Origin of the sequence: Metabacillus sp. KUDC1714 (assembly GCF_014217835.1) — a bacterium.
Taxonomy (GTDB): domain Bacteria; phylum Bacillota; class Bacilli; order Bacillales; family Bacillaceae; genus Metabacillus; species Metabacillus rhizosphaerae.
The window spans coordinates 1,808,843-1,829,825 of record NZ_CP055263.1 but is presented as its reverse complement, the minus strand read 5'-3'; the positions used below and the strand labels follow the sequence as shown (position 1 = coordinate 1,829,825).

General features: G+C 36.7%; 17 protein-coding genes. 7 read left to right on the top strand and 10 right to left on the bottom strand.

What is annotated here, in order from left to right; all coding sequences use genetic code 11:
• Positions 1-277 precede the first annotated feature (277 nt).
• The 3 genes from HUW50_RS08660 (at position 278) to HUW50_RS08650 (ending at position 4,716) form a co-directional block, all read left to right on the top strand.
• Positions 278-2,131 carry a ribonuclease YeeF family protein gene (locus HUW50_RS08660; protein WP_185653841.1) on the top strand — a complete coding sequence of 618 codons (1,854 nt, stop codon included), beginning with the start codon at positions 278-280 and terminating at the stop codon, positions 2,129-2,131.
• A 15-nt stretch (positions 2,132-2,146) separates the two neighbouring features.
• Positions 2,147-2,698 (top strand): hypothetical protein, encoded by a 552-nt coding sequence (locus HUW50_RS08655; RefSeq protein WP_066338338.1) that lies wholly within the window; start codon positions 2,147-2,149, stop codon positions 2,696-2,698.
• A 638-nt stretch (positions 2,699-3,336) separates the two neighbouring features.
• Positions 3,337-4,716: a VWA domain-containing protein gene (locus HUW50_RS08650; protein WP_232329075.1), complete on the top strand. Its 1,380-nt coding sequence runs from the start codon at positions 3,337-3,339 to the stop codon at positions 4,714-4,716.
• 114 nt (positions 4,717-4,830) lie between these two features.
• On the opposite strand, the gene HUW50_RS27505 is transcribed toward HUW50_RS08650, so the two are convergent.
• From HUW50_RS27505 to treP, 7 genes are all read right to left on the bottom strand, one after another.
• Positions 4,831-5,133, bottom strand: coding sequence for a DUF2642 domain-containing protein (locus HUW50_RS27505; RefSeq protein ID WP_066338331.1), 303 nt, complete (start codon positions 5,131-5,133; stop codon positions 4,831-4,833).
• Positions 5,134-5,161: 28 nt separating this feature from the next.
• Complete coding sequence (locus HUW50_RS08640) at positions 5,162-5,350, bottom strand: hypothetical protein (RefSeq protein ID WP_066338328.1); 189 nt, start codon at positions 5,348-5,350, stop codon at positions 5,162-5,164.
• Positions 5,351-5,552: 202 nt separating this feature from the next.
• A complete protein-coding gene (gene pepT, locus HUW50_RS08635; protein WP_066338325.1) occupies positions 5,553-6,791 on the bottom strand; it encodes a peptidase T in 1,239 nt (412 codons plus the stop codon).
• 196 nt (positions 6,792-6,987) lie between these two features.
• Complete coding sequence (locus HUW50_RS08630) at positions 6,988-7,554, bottom strand: CBO0543 family protein (RefSeq protein ID WP_066338322.1); 567 nt, start codon at positions 7,552-7,554, stop codon at positions 6,988-6,990.
• Between the two features lie 222 nt (positions 7,555-7,776).
• The gene (gene treR, locus HUW50_RS08625; protein ID WP_066338318.1) at positions 7,777-8,493 is read right to left on the bottom strand and encodes a trehalose operon repressor; all 717 of its coding nucleotides are present in this window, start codon (positions 8,491-8,493) and stop codon (positions 7,777-7,779) included.
• A 63-nt stretch (positions 8,494-8,556) separates the two neighbouring features.
• Positions 8,557-10,248 carry an alpha,alpha-phosphotrehalase gene (gene treC / locus HUW50_RS08620; RefSeq protein WP_066338316.1) on the bottom strand — a complete coding sequence of 564 codons (1,692 nt, stop codon included), beginning with the start codon at positions 10,246-10,248 and terminating at the stop codon, positions 8,557-8,559.
• Positions 10,249-10,341: 93 nt separating this feature from the next.
• Positions 10,342-11,742, bottom strand: coding sequence for a PTS system trehalose-specific EIIBC component (treP, locus tag HUW50_RS08615; protein ID WP_185653840.1), 1,401 nt, complete (start codon positions 11,740-11,742; stop codon positions 10,342-10,344).
• A 336-nt stretch (positions 11,743-12,078) separates the two neighbouring features.
• Between treP and HUW50_RS08610 the strand changes: the two genes are divergently transcribed.
• Positions 12,079-13,191, top strand: coding sequence for a YecA family protein (locus tag HUW50_RS08610; RefSeq protein WP_185653839.1), 1,113 nt, complete (start codon positions 12,079-12,081; stop codon positions 13,189-13,191).
• Positions 13,192-13,291: 100 nt separating this feature from the next.
• Here HUW50_RS08610 and ade read toward each other — a convergent pair whose 3' ends face one another.
• From ade to HUW50_RS08595, 3 genes are all read right to left on the bottom strand, one after another.
• Positions 13,292-15,025 (bottom strand): adenine deaminase, encoded by a 1,734-nt coding sequence (gene ade, locus HUW50_RS08605; RefSeq protein WP_066338303.1) that lies wholly within the window; start codon positions 15,023-15,025, stop codon positions 13,292-13,294.
• A gap of 254 nt (positions 15,026-15,279) precedes the next feature.
• Positions 15,280-16,215, bottom strand: a complete 936-nt coding sequence (locus tag HUW50_RS08600; RefSeq protein WP_232329074.1) for a DMT family transporter — start codon at positions 16,213-16,215, stop codon at positions 15,280-15,282.
• 281 nt (positions 16,216-16,496) lie between these two features.
• The gene (locus HUW50_RS08595; RefSeq protein WP_066338301.1) at positions 16,497-18,596 is read right to left on the bottom strand and encodes a metallophosphoesterase family protein; all 2,100 of its coding nucleotides are present in this window, start codon (positions 18,594-18,596) and stop codon (positions 16,497-16,499) included.
• A gap of 153 nt (positions 18,597-18,749) precedes the next feature.
• Between HUW50_RS08595 and HUW50_RS08590 the strand changes: the two genes are divergently transcribed.
• From HUW50_RS08590 to purU, 3 genes are all read left to right on the top strand, one after another.
• Entirely contained in the window at positions 18,750-19,505 is a 756-nt protein-coding gene (locus HUW50_RS08590; RefSeq protein WP_066338298.1) for a threonine/serine exporter family protein, read from the top strand.
• 18 nt (positions 19,506-19,523) lie between these two features.
• A complete protein-coding gene (locus tag HUW50_RS08585) occupies positions 19,524-19,964 on the top strand; it encodes a threonine/serine exporter family protein (protein WP_066338293.1) in 441 nt (146 codons plus the stop codon).
• Positions 19,965-20,067: 103 nt separating this feature from the next.
• Positions 20,068-20,967: a formyltetrahydrofolate deformylase gene (purU, locus tag HUW50_RS08580; RefSeq protein WP_066338290.1), complete on the top strand. Its 900-nt coding sequence runs from the start codon at positions 20,068-20,070 to the stop codon at positions 20,965-20,967.
• Positions 20,968-20,983: the final 16 nt, after the last annotated feature.

The following is a 20,983-nucleotide window of genomic DNA, read 5'->3' as shown; positions in this document are numbered from 1 at the left end:
TGGGGTGAAAGGGGCGCAATCGACAACTTAGCCCCTGTTTTTTTTACAAGGTAAGAAAGTATAAGTTTTTGTACTTAGTTCTGGTGTCTAGCTCCAGCGCCTATCGCCTATCGCCTATCAAACTTCAGATCATCTCCCTACGATAAGTCAACATCGGTTCGCTACGCTTACCGTGTTTCCTTTATCTCAGTCGATGCTCCTCCAGTTTGTACGGCGATGATCAAGGCGCTTGCGCTTTTCTCTCTTAAAAGAACCCAAACGAAAGGAAGGGCAGACGGTGACTGTGAAAGTATATGAAGCGAAATCATTAATTGATTCAATGGAAGCAAGGTCTAAAAGCTATAATGACTTACGGGGAAAGCTAGAACAAGTAAAAAGCCAATTCAATGACATCGTCAATCTAGACGACCAACTTCAAGGAAAGGGGGCAGAATCCATCAAAGGCTTCTTTCAGGCCCAAATGGATGTTGCTGAAGCCTGGCTCCGCCTGATTGATCGAAACATTGCCTTTTTTAATGGCATTGCCGGAACTGCTGAGGACAAGAACTTATCAGGTGATACAGTTGTTCATGTTCCGTTTTTAGATGATGAGCTCACCCATCATGCAAGAAGCCATAAAGAAATGGTCTCAAGCCAACGGGACGAATTGAAAAGGATCTTCAACAGAATAGATGATCTGATTTCTCTTGACGCCTTCTCAAAGGAACAATTTGATGATCATATGGAAAAAGCAGAAAAAGACCGGAAAGATACAGCTGATGCGGTTGACCAGATTGATAATGATTTAAAATCAGAATACAACCTATCAGAGGGTGATGAACAATATGTCGTCGCACTCTTTCAGCAGCTAATGGAAGCATCCCGCCAAGGCAGCAAAATCCAACCGATTCATTTCAACGCAGAAGCCTACAAAGCTAGTGACGTCTATAAGCTGAAAGAACAAGCCGAGCAGCAAACAAAAGAATACCTCTCGTTTAAAGACGAACAAGAAAAATTTAGAGAACAGTTAAAGCGACAAGAGGAACTCGAAAATCGCCCATGGTACGAAAAAACTTGGGATGGAGTCAAAACCTTTACAGGAGAACTAACAGGCTACTACGATTATATCCGTGCATCAGAAGGAGTTGACCCTGTCACTGGTGAAAAACTAACAACAGGTCAACGTGTCGCAGCCGGAGCCATGGCAGCTGCAGGCTTTATTCCTGTCGTAGGCTGGGCAGGGCGCATCGTCAAAGGCGGAGGCGCCATCTACAAAACCGCCAAGGGCATGCATGCAGCCGACCAGGCATTAGACGTCTATCGAACGGCAAATACGTTCTCAACCCTTGAAAAAGCGGAGATGGGCATCTATGGGCTTGTGTCTGCCAATGGGTTTAGTGAGTACATAACGGGTAAGGATATGTTTGGGAATGAATTGACGGAAGAGCAGCAGAAGAATAGTCTTTATCAGGCGCTAGGGTTGTTGGCTGTTGGTGGTGGAGCTTATTATCTTAATAAGTTGCAGGCTGAGAATGCAGTTTATCAGGTTCCGAATATTGTTAAGAATAATCAAAGCAGAATAGAATACTTGAGAAATAAGTACGGAAAATTAACGCCAGAGGAACTACATAATAGAATTAATACAAGAGGGATTCATGAAGAAGCGATTAGATTTGGATCTAAAAAAACATGGGATGAATTCCTGGAAAACTCAAAAGGTACTGACAACATTGGAGAGATAAAAAATTCTTATATTAAATTAATAAAAGAACAATCACCTTGGCCAGAAGGGTTTACTCCTAAAAGAGGGACCTTAAAATCTGGAGATACATTTGAAATGGTACTGGATAATGCCCAACCACTAAACAAACCAGGTAGTTTTGGTACTTTTGATAAAATAACCGGTGTTGAGTATGCGAAAAATAATTTAGCTATTAAATCAAATTGGAAAGAGGACTTTGGGAAGGTTGTTACATACAGAGTGAAAACAGGAGTTGAACTACAAGTTTTAGAGGGCCCTGTTGGACCACAAATTGATATAGCAGCCAATAAATACTTACCTGGTGGAGGTACTCAAATACAAATACTACTTGATTGGAAAGAAAATAAAATGAATTATTTAGAGGTTGTATCAGTACGATCAAATAAATAAAGGAGTATGATTATTATGGAAGTAAAAGATTTCATATGGGATTTAGATATTGTAAGTTGGAGTTATAATGAAAAAAATATCAAAATTCAATTTTCTAATATTAATTTTGCGAATGTGGACTCAGTAAAAAATTATGTATATATTGTATGCGGAGAAAATTTTTCTGAAGATCAAGTATATTACCTTTCATTTGAAGGCAAACAGATTTTTGCATACGATAAAAAAAGTGGAAAGATATCTTGGGATTATAAAGATAGATTAGTTGAAATTAATTGTAAAAATATAACTAGTGCTAAGCTAGAGAGTAAAGATGGAATAGTTTTAGTTATTTCAGGAAGCCAAAACTCAAATGAAAAATTATTAGGTTTTACATTAGATGGTATACAGTTATTTGAAAAAGCACCGCCAAAGGGTTATCACTTTTTATATTTTTCATCCGTTAGTAATAGACTTTCTATAGTATGTGAAGGTGGTAAGGACCAAGCTGATGCATACGGCAGGAATAACTGGCATTTTGTCATAGATACAAAAATAGGAGAAATGGTAAAATCGAATTTAGCTTATTGATTAGTAAAGGACTTTATTGATTCATTTGAAAATGAACCAATAAAGTCCTTTTAGCCATGCCAGTGGGGCAATTCTATCCATGCCGTAGACATGCATTAGAGTCTATCAATATTGTTGAAAAGGGTGTATGGAAAATATATGAAACGACAGAGCGTGGAGGCCATTTTATAATTAAAGAATTAGATAATGAAAATGAGACGTTCGACTATTTTTATAATTTACTAGTAAGTAGAAATGATTATATATCATAAAACAAATTAAAAATTTGATTTTGGTTTAGATAGTGACAGAATGGCATTTTAAGATCGATACAAGAACAGGAGCATTGTTGAAATCTAATTTATCCTATTAAGGAATATAAGAAGTGATCCCCCTTGATTTCCATATTCTCACAAAAACACCCTATAATACTCACATCTTAACAGCAATAAATATACTCCCACTATGCCATTTTACCTAAAATCACACATTAACTTTTTGTGTAATAACGACCGTAGACAAATAAGAATATTAGGTAAAAGGTTTGGTTTTTTGTGACAATACTGTTTATTTATGTATTTTATTTGAAATATATGCTATTGGTATAAGGGGTGCTAAAAGATAAATAATCAATGAGTGTAATTAAGGAGAGTTGTGATGTGAGGAAGGTCTTATTTTTATTCATGATGCTTTTATTGGTATTAGGAGTTCTGTCAGCGTGTGGTTCTGACGAAACGTCCAAAAATGAGGGGAACAATGATCAGTCTAAAGCTGAAGAAACTGGTACAGCAGAGGATGAGACAGAAGGCAAAAGTTCTGATGAAGAGGAAGTAGAAATCTCAACAACTTTAGAGGAGATACTTAAGGAGAAGTCAGGGAAGTATTTTGGTAATGGTTATAACGAGGCCATTGTACATAGAGATCTAGATGAAAAGAGTTTCCAAGATAAAGATAGCTTCCAAGTGTATAACTATTTGCTTGGTTTAATGAGTGAATCGGAAGCATATAAAGAATATTATGATTTTGCCGAGACGTTTAATGCCAGCATTGAAACAACTGTTTCTAGTACGCCAGAGGGCATGAAGCTTGAGGATGGTCAGGTTGTAAACGGTACATCAAATATTGCGATTCTCTTAGATGCAAGTGGAAGCATGGCGCAGAAGATTGGCGGCAAAACGAAAATGGAGCTGGCTAAGCAGGCAATTAATGAATTTGTTGCATCAATGCCTGAAGGTTCCAACATATCATTACGCGTTTACGGTCATAAGGGAAGCAACAGTGATAGTGATAAGGATGTATCATGTTCAAGTACAGAAATCGTTTATGAATTAAATCCATATAATGAAGCTAATTTTAAAGATTCTTTAAATAGCTTTAAACCGACAGGCTGGACGCCAATAGCGAAGGCAATCTCGGAAACAAAAAAGGACTTTACGAAAGCTGATGGCAAAGCGCAAAATATTATCTATGTTGTAAGCGACGGGATTGAAACATGTGATGGAGACCCTGTTAAAGCAGCAAAAGAGCTTCATGATTCTAATATTAAAGCAGTAGTAAACATTATTGGCTTTGATGTAGATAGTAATGGCCAGAAACAATTGCTAGAAGTAGCTGAAGCAGGTGGCGGTGAATTTGAAACTGTAGACTCTGCTGATGATTTTAAACAAATGTGGGAAAGAGAACGAGTTCGTCTATACAATGAGTGGAGTGCATGGTCTGCAGATAATTATAATGATGTTTCAGCCGAGCAATCCGACAAGATAAATGAACTATATAGTCAAAAAGCTGACTATTCAAATTTAACCTACGCAGAGAAAAATCATTTGGAGGATGCAATCTACTACTTGCAAAATAAGGAACGAATTAGCTCTGAAGTAAGAGAAGAGGTAGGAAGCCTTATTCAGCAAAGGCATAAGATCTTAGATGAATACAATGAACGATATAAAGAGTTAATTGAAGCAGTTGAAACAGAAGGTAAGAGTATGAAGGAAGAAATCGATGAAAAGGGCGATGAAATGAAGGATAAATATCAAAATTAATTCCTATTTACTTAATTTGAACTAAAATAAATAGCCGTTCATGGATAGTAGACAAAGAACTCTTCTATTCTAAGCAGCTATTTGCTTTATAATCAGCTCTGTCAAAAATAGAACCTAGCCAGCCTTCTTAAAATACACCACCTGTGGATAACGCACATAATAATTTTCCCCGTCAATTGTTAGTTGGAGATGGTCTATAGCAACACCGGTTAACATTCCTTCTAAGGAACCGTTTACTAATACTACTTTAATTTTTTTATTAGGCTCTTTTCTAAAAGATTGTTGTTTTTGAACAAAACTGATTAGGGTGATTGGTGCGGAAGGTGCGAGACTCCTGTGGGAGTAGCGGGACAGATGAGACCCCGCAGGCGCTTCGCGCTGAGGAGGCTCATCGCCCGCCCCACGGAAAGCGAGCATCCTCTCGCTGCAATCAACCAACCCAATACTATTTTAAAAGCAACAAAGTTTGCGAAAACAGCCTTTTATTAAGATGGAGTAATAAATGATCAAAAAAGATAGGCTCCATTTTGATTGTATAAGCTGGAGAAGTTGTCATCATTGTATGTGGCAATAAATTTGAATACATATAATAACCAGGTGGCAGTGCGTTTTGAGGTGAATAGTGTTGATACATGAGAAACGCCCCTTTTTCTTATTAGACTTATACCTATGTAGCCCTTGAAAAATCTGTAACGGCGACTGCCTAGATTAACATAAAACAACAAAAGAGGACCAAACATTTTTTTGTATGCTTAGTCCTTTTTCTCTTGAAAAGATTATGGAGTTAGGTTCGAAATTAGGAATCTATCGACAAAATCCCCTGTGATTATACATATTTATTTACCTGCTCGTTCTTCAAACAACTTAACAATTTCAATGACTGTATTTGTTGCTTGGATCATATTTTCAACTGAGATAAATTCAAATTTACCGTGGAAGTTCTCGCCACCGGTAAAGATATTCGGTGTTGGCAGTCCCATATAGGAAAGCTGGGATCCATCAGTGCCGCCTCGAATTGGTTCAACGATTGGCTTTATACCTAAATTCTCCATTGCTTCATGAGCAATATCAACAATGTACTTAACTGGCTCAATTTTATCCTTCATATTAAAGTATTGATCATTTAATTCTAAAATAATAGTTTCCTGTCCATACACTGTTTTGAATTCCTCGACAAGTTCAACCATTTTATCTTTCCTTACTTGAAAATGCTGTTTATCGAAATCGCGAATGATATAGTGAAGCTTTGTTTCTTCGACATCACCAGTTATTGTTAGTAAGTGATAGAAGCCTTCATAGCCTTCTGTAAATTCAGGTGCTTCCATTGCTGGGAGCTTGCTATTAAACGCCATCGCGATCTTGGCTGAATTGATCATTTTTCCTTTAGCTGTTCCAGGGTGGACATTATTTCCTTTAAAGGTAATCTTGGCGGCAGCAGCGTTAAAGCTTTCATATTGAAGTTCACCGAGAGGGCCACCATCCACTGTGTAGGCAAAATCAGCACCAAATGCAGCTACATCAAATTTATGTGGTCCCCTTCCAATTTCCTCATCAGGTGTAAAGGCCACTCTGATTTTTCCGTGCTTAATTTCTGGATGCTTGATTAGATATGCCATCGCCGTCATAATTTCTGTAATTCCAGCTTTATTATCAGCACCTAAAAGTGTTGTACCATCCGTTGTAATGAGTGTATGTCCTTTATAATTAACTAGATTCGGGTAATGAGTAGGAGAAAGAACAATATGTAATGGCTGATTTAAAACTATGTCGTTTCCATCATAATTTTCAACTATTTGTGGCTTAACGTTTGTACCTGTAAAATCAGTTGCTGTATCCACATGTGCTAGAAATCCGATTGTTGGGACTTGCTTTTCAGTGTTTGATGGAAGAGTAGCCATCACGTATCCGTTTTCATCAATCGAGACTTCTTTCATACCAATCTCGTTTAACTCCTTAACAAGCATATTCGCAAGTGTCAGCTGACCAGGTGTTGATGGACAGGATTCATTGTTTTCGTTTGATTGGGTATCCACTTTAACGTAATTAGTAAATCTTTCAACAATCTCGTTTTTCATAGGAACTTCCTTTCTTATCGTAGGATAGTTTTATCTTATCATGATCAAAACAGAATCGCATGTATGAGAGTATAGAGATGTATTTGGATAAGCTTTTGTGGTCAAATTGAAAAAAGAGCTTGGTTTGACCAGCTCTTTAAAGGCACTGTTTTGAAAGATATCCTTCTACAAGTGTTTCTATTCAGATATACGAACATCAATCATCCTCATTTAGTTTTTTGAAGCTATCCATCCGACTAAACCAATACGCTATAAAAAACAAGAAGAGATAAATAAAGAAGTCATAAAATGTTGACCAACCTTTCGGATTATAAAAACCAAGCATATCAAATGCATTCATTCCGATAAAGGCTGCCAAAGCAGAAAAGATAATACTCTTTATGAATGGATTAGCGTTTGGCTTAATTTGCAGAAAAAACATAATGGCAACTGGTGCTAATGAAAAATGATAAGGAAGAAATAGCTGAGATGCTATAGGTGAAAACTTTACCGGATAAGTCCATAGTCCTAAAGAACTCGCAATAAGGTCAATCGTTATTGATAGCATCATTGTAATAACGCCAGCGAATAGTAATCGACCGGTACTTTCCCTTTTTCTGAACATTAACCAAAAAATCCAAGGGAGAATAATTAAGCCAATTCCTAACCACCATTGCCAAGTAAATAAAAAGGCATTAACAACTGCATCAGACATCATTGTATGTCCTTCTTTAATCAGTTGATAGGCCTTTTCTGTTTGTTTTATCCCTTCTTCAACTGTCATTCTAAACTCAACTCCTTCAAATAAAGGGCTTTTATTGATAAATGAGCTAAAAACTTCTGTGTATGAATGATTTCTATATATTAATGTTTGCATTTATATTACGAACTATGTATTAGTTAAAGTAAGAATAGATGTTGCTTAAACAAAAAAACACATGATTCCTAGGTAGAATCAATGTGTTTTTTTCGTAATTTTAATTTAGAACTCTCTAATAAAATTAGTTCAAACCCCACGCCGCGCAAAGTCAACAAACCGAAATTTATCGAGGCGGTGACGTGATTCAGTATATTGGAACAGGCATGCATTATCTAGATACACATAGTTTTTGACAACAACGATGTGGGAAAAGCCTTCTAAGTCGAGAAATTGTCTGTCTTCCTCCGTACAGTCCTCAACAACGATTTCCTTTTTTGCGAAGCTAATGTTTAACTGAAGCTCTTTTTCTAAATACTCATAGATTGAGCCTTCACAAATTTGTTTTGATAAGGTTGGCACATACTTCTTTAAGAAATAGTCCTTATCTAAGATGATATGTTCGCTACCAATCGCACGTGAGCGGAACACCTTCCAGATCTCATCCTTGCTTGTAGCATTTAATTGTTGTTTTATAAATGGGTCAGGCTTCACTAACCCGAAATCATGAACAGTTGTAATTGCGTCCATATTTAAGTTTTTAGAAACTTCCTTAAAGCTCACTAATCCTGAGATTGGGAAGCTCATCTTTTGTACATCAATGACAATTGAGCCTTTGCCCCTTATTTTTTGAATAAAGCCATTTTGGGATAAGAGATTTAACGCTTTACGGATTGTCTCTCTGCTCGTGTCGTATGTTTCAGCTAAGTCATGCTCAGATGGAAGTGCTTCGCCTGCTTTGATCTCACCAGACTTTATTTTATCTGTCCATTCTTTGTAGATGGCAAGGTATTTATTATTTTTCATGTTTTATCACCATTATTATCTTACCATGAACAAGCATGATGATGCATTTTGACTTTAATCTATCTATTGTGCAGTTTGTAAATAATAAACAACAGATTCATATGGGCGAAGCTCCATTTTTTCGAGTGTATCAACAGAGTCTGGATAGTTAGATACTAATTTTTTTCTTGAAAATCCGTCTACTTTGATATGGTCAGGCAACTCAAATGTTGTTGAGTTATCATAAAAATTATTAACAACAAGGAGCATTTCGGTTGCGGTTGTTCTTATATATGCAAAAATTTGTTTATCATCTTGTAATAGCAGTTCGTAATCGCCGTCTGTAATGATGTCATATTCCTTACGTAATGAAATTAGCTTTTGATAGTGATAAAAGATCGAATTTGGATCATTTACCGCATCTTCTGCATTAATCTCTTTATAATTATTTGCGACATCAATCCAAGGAGTTCCGGTTGTGAAACCTGCATGCTTTGTGTTGTCCCATTGTACTGGAGTTCTAGAGTTGTCACGTGATTTATGTCTTAGTATTTCAAGAATTTCATCTTCAGACATTCCTTTTTGCTGCAAAATGTTGTACATATTTATCGATTCAACATCACGGTATTTTTCAATCGATGTGAATTTAGGATCTGTCATGCCAAACTCTTCGCCCTGATAAATATAAGGAGTTCCTTGCATCATATGAATGGTCGTTGCGAGCATTTTCGCTGATTCACGGTGATACTTTCCATCATTACCATAGCGAGAAACAATTCTAGGCTGATCATGGTTGCACCAAAATAATGCATTCCAGCCTCCACCTTTATTCATTCCTGTTTGCCAGGTGGATAGAATATCCTTTAATGCAAGGAAATCCATTTCTCCAATTGCCCATTTTTCACCATTAGGATAGTCGACCTTCAAATGATGGAAATTAAACGTCATACTTAGTTCTTGACGCTCAGGATTGGAGTACTTAATACAGTGATCAATTGTCGTGGAAGACATTTCACCAACTGTCAGACTATCATGTTTTGAGAATACTTCTTTATTCATTTCATGAATATACTCGTGGACGAGAGGGCCATCTGTATAAAATTTTCTTCCATCACCAGGTGAAACGGATCCATCATCATCTGGGAAGTCTTGATTTTTCGAAATGAGGTTGATGACATCAAGACGGAATCCATCGACCCCCTTTTCAAACCAAAATTCCATCATTTTATAGACTTCATTACGAAGTCCTTCATTTTCCCAATTTAGATCTGCTTGTGTGACATCAAATAGATGGAGATAATATTGCTCTGTTTTCTTGTCATATTCCCATGCTGGGCCACCAAATTTTGATTCCCAGTTAGTAGGCAAAGAACCATCAGCTTTAGGATCCTTCCAAATATAGAAATCACGATAAGGATTATCCTTTGATGATGCAGCTTGCTTGAACCACTCATGCTCAGTTGATGTGTGGTTTACAACAATATCCATAATGACTTTAATGCCATGTTGATGAGCTCTATCAAGTAATTCATTAAAGTCTTCCATTGTGCCATACTCTTCATGAATCGAGTAGTAATCACTAATGTCGTAGCCATTATCTTTTTGCGGAGATGCATAAATCGGTGTAAGCCAGATGACGTCTACACCTAGTTTTTCTAAGTAATTTAGTTTGCTAATAATCCCTTGTAGATCGCCTACCCCGCTTCCATTTGTATCATTAAAGCTTTTCGGATAAATTTGATAAACGACCGCTTTTTTCCACCAAGGTTGTTTCATTTTTTACACCATCCTGTCAGGTTCAATATTTTGCTATATGATGTGAAAAAGCAGGGAGCCTAATCTAAACGACAGGCTCTCCGCTTTTTTTTTTTATTTTTCTTTACGTATTTTTCCGAATAACAAGGTTAGGACAAATGGTACTACAATTACAATAATCATACCGATAAAGAATGATCCCCAGTTTTCCGGGAAGATGGATAGGAATCCCGGAAGGCCGCCAACACCTATAGATGGAGCCTTTACGCCTTGAATTGAGATGAATGCTCCTGCAATTGCCGAGCCAATAATAGCTGAGATGAAGGCAAAGCGGAAACGTAAGTTTACACCGAACATTGCTGGCTCAGTAATACCAAGATAAGCAGAAACAGCGGATGTTATTGATAGACTTTTAAGCTTCTCATCTTTTAATATGAACATCATTGCTAGAGCTGCCGTACCTTGAGCAATATTTGATAATGCAACCATTGGCCATAAGAAGGTACCGCCAGTATTTCCGATTAACTGTAGGTCTACTGCTAAGAATGTATGGTGCATACCAGTGATAACTAAAGGTGCGTAAAGCCCACCGTAAATTAATCCTCCTACAATTGGTGCTACATTGAAAATTCCTACAACCGCATCAGTTATAACGTTACCAATTGCAAATGTAATTGGTCCTATTGCGATAAATGAAACTAGTCCAGTTACCAAAAGTGTAATTGGTGCAACAAGTAGTAGTTGAAACGCATCTGGAATGAGTTTTCTTAAGAACACTTCAATCTTAGATAAAACATATGAAGCTAGTAGGACTGGTAAAACCTGTCCTTGGTAACCAACCTTCTGTACTTCTAAACCAAATAAGTTCCATGTCGGAATTTCTTCTGCTGCTCCATAGCCCCAAGCGTTTAAAAGGTCAGGGTGAACAAGCATTAGACCAAGCACGATACCTAGTAACGGACTTCCACCGAATCTATTTACAGCAGACCAACCGATTAATCCAGGTAAGAACACAAACGCAGTGTTAGCAATTAAGTTAATGATGCTTGCTACATCTGCCCATTGGGGATAAACCTCGATTAAAGCCTCATCAAAGAAAATCCCTGGTCCCGTTAAGATGTTATTGATTCCCATTAATAACCCAGCTGTAACAATGGCAGGTAAGATAGGAATAAAGATATCTGCTAATGTTTTAATCGCACGCTGAAGTGGGTTTAAATGCTTCTCAGAAGCCTTTTTCACATCATCTTTAGATGCTTCCCCTACCCCAGTTTGACTTACAAGCTCTTTATATACTTTATCAACAGTACCTTGGCCAATAACTACTTGAAACTGTCCATTAGTTGAAAATGATCCTTTAACAAGATCTATCGATTCAAGCGCCTCTTTATCTACTTTTCCTTCATCTGCTAAAGCAAAGCGTAATCGTGTAACACAGTGTGTTGCTGCTGATATATTATCTTTACCACCTATTGCGTCTATAATTTGATTTACTTGTTTTTGATCAACACTCATGGTTTTCCCTCCATATCCATCTTTTCGTGTAAATATTTTAATACATATTTGAACAAGCTAAGCGGTTTCATTATTGAATCTGCTTGTCGAAATATGTATATACATGTCATGTATTTATCTTAAACTTGTATATACATGTTGTCAATAAAAATAAATGCGTTTTCAAATAATAAATGTAGTTAATTATTCCCACTACCCAAACTGGCTCAAACCCCTACCTTATGATTTTTTCCTCGCATTAGTTTTGCGTCATTGTTTTGAAAAGATACACATGTTAAAACATAGGTAGATGATTTTTTTGCAAAAGAAAAATATAGAAATAGAGAGGACTATAATATGAATTTTAAAGACAGAATTGAACCCTTCCTTATTACGGATGATCTAATTGTCCAGGAATTTGTTGTCCAAGCCTTACATGATTACCCAAATGTTAGTAAGCGCTGGATTGAAAAGCTTGTAAGAGAAGCTGTGGAAAATGAAGAAAAAAGATCAACAATTTTAATTTATTTATCAATTAATCCAATGCATGAAGAGATTGTTGGACATTTAGTTGAAGGAGCCCAACATACGCCTAGTAACATGAGCCATTTATACTTTCAGTTATTAGCTGATTTGGACCCTGAACTTGCCTTAAAACATAAGGAGGAGCTCAAAACATTCATTCCTAATGATTACTGGCCTTTATATGAGGTATTAGTAGATGGAATGGAAGAAGAGGTCTGGTTATTAATCGAGGATTTTGCCAAAAAGCTAGAGGCTGAAACATACCTTAATTCGAATTTTTATATAAAAGCCAAAAAGGTTGCTTATACGCTCGTGAAAAAGGGTTGGGTTACAGAAGCTCAACTAGATAAAGTTGTGCAAGAAAATCTAAAAGATAATTGGTTTAGTTACAAGGGAATCCTTGCGGTTTATATGATTGGTTTAATGAAGAATGATAAGTACATACAAACACTAGCTCCCTTGCTTGTACGAGATGAGGACATTTTGCTTGAGGAAGTTGCCGCAGCATTGATTTCCTTCCAAACGGACGAGGTTGTAGAAGCAGTTGCGCCATATCTTTTAAAAGAAGAATCGAATATTTTTGCTGCCTCTATAATCGAGAATATAAAGACTGATTATGCAGTAGAGGTTTTACGAAATGCTTATCGTCAGGTAGAGGATGAAGATAGTCAAGCCATCATTTTTGAAGCACTTATTCATCAGCTAAGTCCTGCAGCAGAGCCAGAAATAAATCAATATGTAAGTGAAAGACCTACCTCTTTTTTAGTTGAAGTTGAGCAGTTAGCGTATAGCTACTACAAAATAATTGGGTTGGATCATCCTCTTATGGAGGAATGGAAGTTGAAATTAACTGAGGGTAGTTCGCCTGTACAAACTGAAAAGGTTGGAAGAAATGAACCATGCCCTTGTGGAAGTGGGAAAAAGTACAAAAAATGCTGTGGGTAAGTTAATTAACGTCAGCTAGCTTTGAAGTGAGAGAATCGAAGGTCCACCGATTCTCTCAATACAAGCGGAAATCAACAACGATGTTTAACAGAGCCAATATTTAAAGAATAACATCAATATGTTTAAAGTCTTTCACTTGAAAGAGTCCGAGATCAGTAAGTTTTAGCTCTGGTATTACTGGTAAAGCCAAAAAGGATAAAGTTAAAAATGGATTAAAGTTGCCTTTAAAGCCAATTTCTTTTAAAGCATGATCGATATCCATCAACTTATCATTTATGATTGCAAAGGGATTGGCGGTCATCAATCCAGATATTTCTAGTGGTAATGAAGCCAATACTTCGCCATCCTTTATGACAACCATTCCTCCACCCATATCCTTCATCATTTCAGTTGCTTTGTGGAGATCATAATCGTTTGTAGCAAGAGCAACAACATTATGTGAATCATGAGCGATAGTTGTAGCAATTGCTCCGGCTGTTAGACCAAACCCCTTTACTATGCCTAGCCCAATATTTCCTGTCTGGTTATGTCGTTCAATTACAGCAATTTTAAGCTGGTCCTTATCAATCGATGGTTGAAAGAACCCGTTGCTTGTTTCAATCTCTTCGACAATATGCTTTGTTATTATTTTATTTGGAAGAACCTCGATTATATTTGCTTTAGCATTCTCTAGAGATTTTAATTGTAACTCCTCGACTGAGAAATTTTTAAAATGAACTGTATTTAACAAATTGTTAGGTATGCTTACATCTGATGTAGTGTTTTCGGTGACAACAAAATCACCCTTTTCAGCTATACGTTTTCCTTTAATGAAAACTTGGTCTATATCTACGCTCTCAAGATCATTTAATAAAATCAGATCTGCGTCATACCCAGGAGCAATTGCACCCTTTGTCTTTAAGTCGAAGCATTCTGCTGCATTTATTGTAGCCATTTGGTAGGCAAGAATGGGATCTAGCCCGTTTTTAATAGAAAGTGAAATACTATAATCAATGCTACCTTGTGCAAGTAAATCATCTAAATGTTTATCATCAGTAACAAATAAACAGCGACGGGCATTTCTTTCAGTGACCACTGGCAATAATGATACTAAATCCTTTGCAGCAGACCCTTCTCTAAGCATGACATACATGCCCTTTTTTAAACGGTCATACGCTTCTTCAGGAGTGACACATTCATGGTCTGTTTTAATACCAGCTGTTAAGTAAACATTTAAAGGATCTCCTGAAATTCCGGCTGCATGACCGTCAATTTTTTTCTTTAGCAGATTAGCGGCATTGATTTTTTTTAACATAGCTGGATCTTGATTAAATACTGATGGAAAGTCCATGACTTCTCCTAAGCCTAATACACAGTCATGCTGATAAAAGGGCTGCAAATCTTCAGCTGAAAGGATTGCGCCAGCATGTTCAAACGGTGTTGCAGGAACACATGAAGGGAGCATGTAATAAATGTTTAAGGGTGCGTCCTTCGCGGAATCGATCATAAACTGTATTCCATCGGTTCCATTAACATTTGCAATCTCATGGGGGTCCGCAATGACGGTAGTTACTCCATGTGGTATGACAACCTGAGAAAATTGAAAAGGTGTGACCATCGCAGACTCGATATGAACATGGCCATCGATAAAACCTGGAGAGATAAACTTTCCTTTCGCATCAATGGTTGTTACCCCTTCATAGTCGCCGACACCAACAATGGTTCCGTCAGTAATGGCGATTGTTTCCTCAATTAATTCACCATTAAATACATCAATGATTTTACCGTTTTTAATGACTAAATCAGCTTTTATTTTCTTGGCTGCTGCTTCGAGTCTTCTTACAAATGGCTCCATAAAAATAAAACCCCTTTCGTTTTATACGAAAAAAACCGCATTAAAAAAGTGTGAATTACTTTCTTTTTGCGGCTTTCGTATGACCTGCTTTGAGAGTAAAAGAGAATGTTAGTTTTTGTTTGATTAGTTGCTGTTTTTGCATAAGATTTTAAATTATGCCTATTAAGATAAATACTAGTTACCCTAACATTGTATGTCAAGATTTTTAACATAACTTTATTGTGGTCCTTTAACAACTAAAGCCTCAAATTGATTTATTTTGAAATAATCATTTCTCTTTTGCTTTTTTGGTGTCGTAACAATTCCTCTAATCCCCCGGCACCTAAGACAACGCCAAATATGATAAAGATAAACCCGATTACTTGAGTGAAGGTAATCATTTCATCTAAAAACAGTGCAGCTCCCACTAATGCGAAGAACGGATTAAGATTAATGAATATGGCAGATTCGGCTGCACCTACTTTTCCAATCGCGTAATTGTATGTCATATGTCCAACAGATGTTGCTAAGAAGGCAGATGCAAAAAAGATGATCCACACAGTGGACGATCCACTAGCCATGCTTTGAAAGCCATTCGGTTCTACAATTACGCTGATGATGAATAAGAAAACTGACCCGATTATCAACATATATCCTGTCATAAGACGTGGATCTAATGTAGAAGAAACCTTTTTGATCATGATAAAGCTTATCGTTTGTAAAAATATTGATAAAAATACGTGAATATCACCTAAGGATATGAGTTGTAGCCCTTCACCGCTTTGGAACACAATAAATGAAATTCCAATAAAACCGAAAATAACTCCGCAAAAGCGTAGTAAGGTAACTTTATTTTTTAGAAAAAAGATTGCTAGAATCGTAGTTAATATAGGTCCCATACCTAATATAAGGCCACCGTTAGATGCTGACGTTCCCTTTAACCCAACGGATAAAAAGTAATGATGCCCAACAACATTAAAGAGTGAACAGATTAGAATATAAAGAAATTCTTTTTTTGAGGGCATTCTAATTAGTCTTAAGTAAAATAGGATGATGAACACACCAACACCTGCCGTGAAAATTCGCAGTGCTGTCATCGTGACTGGCATAAAGCTTGTGACAAGTAGTTTTGTTGCAATAACATTGAATCCCCAAATCACCATAACGAAAAATAGAGATATATAAATCGGATATTTACTTTTGTTGCTCAAATCTTTTTCCTTCTTCCTTTTTTCATACAATTTAGCTTAAAAACAGCATCATAATATTTCATAAATCATATAGCAAACGAAACCATCTGTCTATAATCAAGCTATTTTCGTGCTTTCTCATTATGTAACTGACTTCTAAGGGTGTTCGTGAAAAATCATTATGTAAGGTTTTTAGATTCATAGAGGTTGACTCAAAGGGGCCTGCTTCCTGTGGTTTTGAGTCAACCTCATAGGCTTCGTATTTAATTGCTATTGGTAAGTAGCTATTAGAGGTCTTTCTTCTACTTTAAAGGAAAAGGCTCAAACTTTCCATAACCGCGCTGTTCATTAAAATCTTGTAATAACACATTTTGAATAGTCTTATTCGTACGTGTTAATAGACCAAGGTTATTAGCTGTTTCTATGATAGTGCCATGTTCCAAAGATTGATAGCTTATTTTTTCCTTCCACACCATGTTAGCTGACTGATGAGTTAAGTCACTCTCTTTGAGAATAGGATTCTTATCATCGTAATATCTGTTTACCGTTTTCTCCTTTTGTCTGAGTGTTGTAATCCAAACAATGAGTTTAAGCAAACTTCCGAACAATCCTTCAAAGCTCATATTCTTCATTGGACTACTTGTAAGCTGATAGATAGAGAGCTGTTCGTTGTTTATTTCGACATCAGCTTTTACAGTTGAAGCATAATGAACATCACCTGATAAAATGATGCATTCACTAGGCATCCATTCCTTAAGGTAATGAAGAAAAGAAGAAAAGCCTTCAACATTATATTTCCATGCTTCAAAGTCTAATTTGTAATGGACTGGTACACCAAGTACTCGAAAAGGGTAGATATTATTTTTCAAAAATGATTCGATAACACCGACTCCATATAGTGGTGCTGGAGAAGCGATTATTAAAGGTTCCCCTTTATTCCAATCGCTGTCTTGTAATGTTTGATTAACAAGTTCCCATCCTTTTTTCCCAATTAACTTAGGGGTTTTTGTCGTTTCCTCAATCAAATTCGTCCATTTTACTTGCTTTGGTGTAGAATCGTATTCTCGTAATGTTCGAGTATCAAGGAATAATGTCAAAGGTGTAGTTGGAGCTGTAAAATGCCATGATTGAAATTCCTCCAACGTTTGAAGCCAATTCTTGTAAGCGGGTGCTTCTGCATGAAAGCCATTGAAATATTGATTCATGGCTGAAATAAAGGATTGGTCAAATCGGCTTGGGTCATTTCCCCACCCTTGGAAGGCCCAGTAAGCAGCAAGACCGTTAGCAATTGTATGTCTTCCTAATGGAGCTTCATGGACTTGTTTTTTCCATTCTAATGAAATATTCCAGTCATCTGTAATATCGTGATCATCAAATATCATATAGGTGGGGATATTGGCTAATAAGCGTCGAACCTTTGCAACCGACTGTTGGAATTGTTCGATATCGAGTGATTGTTCATGATAGCGATCCTTATGTTGGAGATACTCATCATGATGTTCCTTAAGAGACGCTGCCTTTTTGGGAGAATTAAAATGGATCAGATTGTGTTGATAAGCTTCCTCAAACGTATACATTACATGCTCTTCCTTGGCCATTTGCCAAAGTACTGGACTCCAGCTTAATAAGTACATTGTTGCATATTCTCCGAACGTTATAAGGTGGTTATAGGCATTTGAAGAGGTGAATTTACAAAACTGCTCGATTATAAACTGTCTGCCCTGGATTTTTGTTAAACGTTGTTTAAAGTTATTCCTTTTAAGAGACGGCTCCACTTTAGATAAATCTTCTTGTTCATGCCCTGTTAATTGACGACTCATTTCTTGGATAATAGGAAAGATTGGATCTGCAACATCATCTGCATAGATTTGATCACCTAACATATAGAGGGAGCTGGGCCTTACTTCTTTGTCTAATGGTTTTTTTGCAATCATTTCGTCTGCCCTTGCTAATGCATCCTGTCCTTTCCCGTGTAATTTTCTACATGAGCCATAAAGAATGGCTGATTCTGGTTTTGAATTAATATAGAAGGTAGGATATAAGAAATCTCCATAGACAATTGAGTTAGGGTTATTGGGGGAAAGTAAACCAAGGCTGCTTAAATCATATTTATTAGATCCCTTTGTAAAAAACAAATTATAGCCAAGTAATTGATCAACAGGTAGGTTTTCCTCTAAAGGTGTGATGTGTACTAAATGGATAAAGAGTTGTTTTCCAAGACGAATTGATTTTAATATTGTACGAACTTGTAGCTGTTTATCATCCTTGGAATCTTGATTAGTGCCTACTTGATAAAGCTCTGCTTTTATATGAAAGTCCTTGCTTGTTGCAATCCAAATATACACCTGTGTTGGGTCTACTTTACGAATAATCGGTCCAGATAATAGGATTGGAAGTTCCATTATTCAAGTCACCGCCTGAATAGGTATTTATACTAAGCTATTCAGGTGGTAATAAAATGGTGAGGACAGGGAAAAGTCAAAGAAGGAAAGATTTGCTTAAATGAACCTTCTTCATTAAACTCTATATAGACATCTGTTATGGAGTGAAGGAAGTTGGAAAATAAACAAAATCAAACGTTTGAGATTATCGAGGTGTGTTTATTAGCTGGAAAGATCATGCTTAGAAGTGGTGCGGAGACGTATCGGGTAGAAGATACGATGACACGCATAGCAGCGGCCTATGGTATTTTACATTCACATAGCTACGTTACTCCTACTGGGATCATTTTTTCTATAGACAGTCATAACCCAACAAAATTAGTAAGAATTATTGACCGTTCAACAGACCTACAAAAGGTGGCAAAAGTGAATAGTGTTTCAAGACTAATCAGTAGTGGTGAGCTTTCAGTCCAAGAGGCATACGGACATCTTAAAGAGATTGAACATGATGCACATGCATATCCCATTTGGATACAGATTGCTGCTGCATCTATAGCAAGTGGCTGTTTTCTAATTATGTTTCAAGGTGACTGGACTGATTTTCTTCCTGCGTTAATTGCCGGTGGAATTGGATTCTCATGCTTGATCTATATCCATCAATTAGTAGAAATAAAGTTTTTCGCAGAGTTTTTGGCATCATTTATTATCGGGTTGATAGCTGTATTGTTTGTTGTGTTAAGCCTTGGAACAGAGCTTGATAAAATTATTATTGCTTCTGTTATGCCGTTAGTTCCGGGCTTGTTAATTACTAATGCAGTTAGGGATTTAATGGCGGGACATTTAGTTTCCGGAATTTCAAAAGGGGCTGAAGCGTTTTTAACAGCATTTGCGATCGGAGCGGGTGTTGCTGTTGTCTTTTCATTTTATTAAAGGCAGGGGGCTTACATAATGATCGAACAGTTTATTACTAGCTTTATTGCGTCATCTGCATTTGGAATTATCTTTAATGCACCAGTAAAAACGTTATTCAAGTGTGGTTTTGTAGGTATGGTCGGCTGGATGGTTTATATTGGTCTTTATGAATACACACTAGATAGTGTTTTTGCGACACTAATTGCATCTTTCTTTATAGCAATTATTAGTCAATTTTTTGCTAAGGCCTATAAAACACCAATGATTATTTTTAATGTTTCAGGTATCATACCACTAGTACCAGGTGGTTTAGCTTACGATGCAATGAGGCGGGTCGTAGAAAATGATTATAATGCCGCAATTCCTCTTGCTGCAAAAGCGTTTATGATCTCTGGTGCAATTGCAATCGGGTTAGTTTTATCAGAGGTTATTAACCAGATTATTCGAAAGGCCAGTCTTAGGAAAATGGTACAATAATTTATATGGGTGTTTTTCCTAATAAAAAAATTCACTAAAATTCTTAACCAATTAAGCTGGCTCATGTATAATGTTTTTCATCACTTATAGAGAGGTTTTAACAATGAATTCATATATTAAGGATCAAATAGAATTATTTCAGGAACGTAATCAGAATCGTGGACGTCTTTTAGTTAGTTGTCCGGATAAACCAGGGATTGTTTCGACAATCTCGAAATTTTTGTTTTCACATCATGCAAATATCATTGAATCAAGCCAGTATTCAACAAATCCAGAGGATGGAACGTTTTTCATTCGTATTGAGTTTGAATGCCCTAATCTTAAGGAGAAAGCGAAAGACATGGAGCATCAGTTTGCTGAATTGGCAAAAGAATTTTCATTTGAATGGAAATTAACTCATGTTTACAATGTGAAAAAAGCGGCTATCTTCGTATCAAAAGAGCTACACTGCTTGCTTGAGCTTTTATGGGAATGGCAAAGTGGCGATTTAATGGCTGATATTGCTCTTGTCATAAGTAATCACGAGGAAGCAAGAGATGTTGTGGAAGGACTTAATATCCCGTTTTATCACATTCCAGCTAATAAAGATATTCGGGCTCAAGTCGAAGAACAGCAGTTACAGCTATTAAAAGATTATGATATTGATTTAATTGTACTAGCTCGTTATATGCAAATCCTAACACCAAATTTTGTAGCAGCGAACCCTAATAAAATTATTAATATCCATCATTCATTCTTACCTGCCTTTATTGGAGCAAGACCATATGAACGAGCGTATGGACGCGGCGTAAAATTAATTGGTGCAACCTCACATTATGTTACAAATGATCTTGATGAAGGACCAATTATCGAGCAGGATATCGGTCGTGTCGATCACCGAGATAATGTTGATAATTTGAAAAAAATTGGTCGTTCGATTGAAAGAAGCGTACTAGCAAGAGCAGTAAAATGGCATTTGGAAGACCGTATTATTGTTCATCAAAATAAAACGATTGTTTTTTAATGTGAATCCCCTTTTT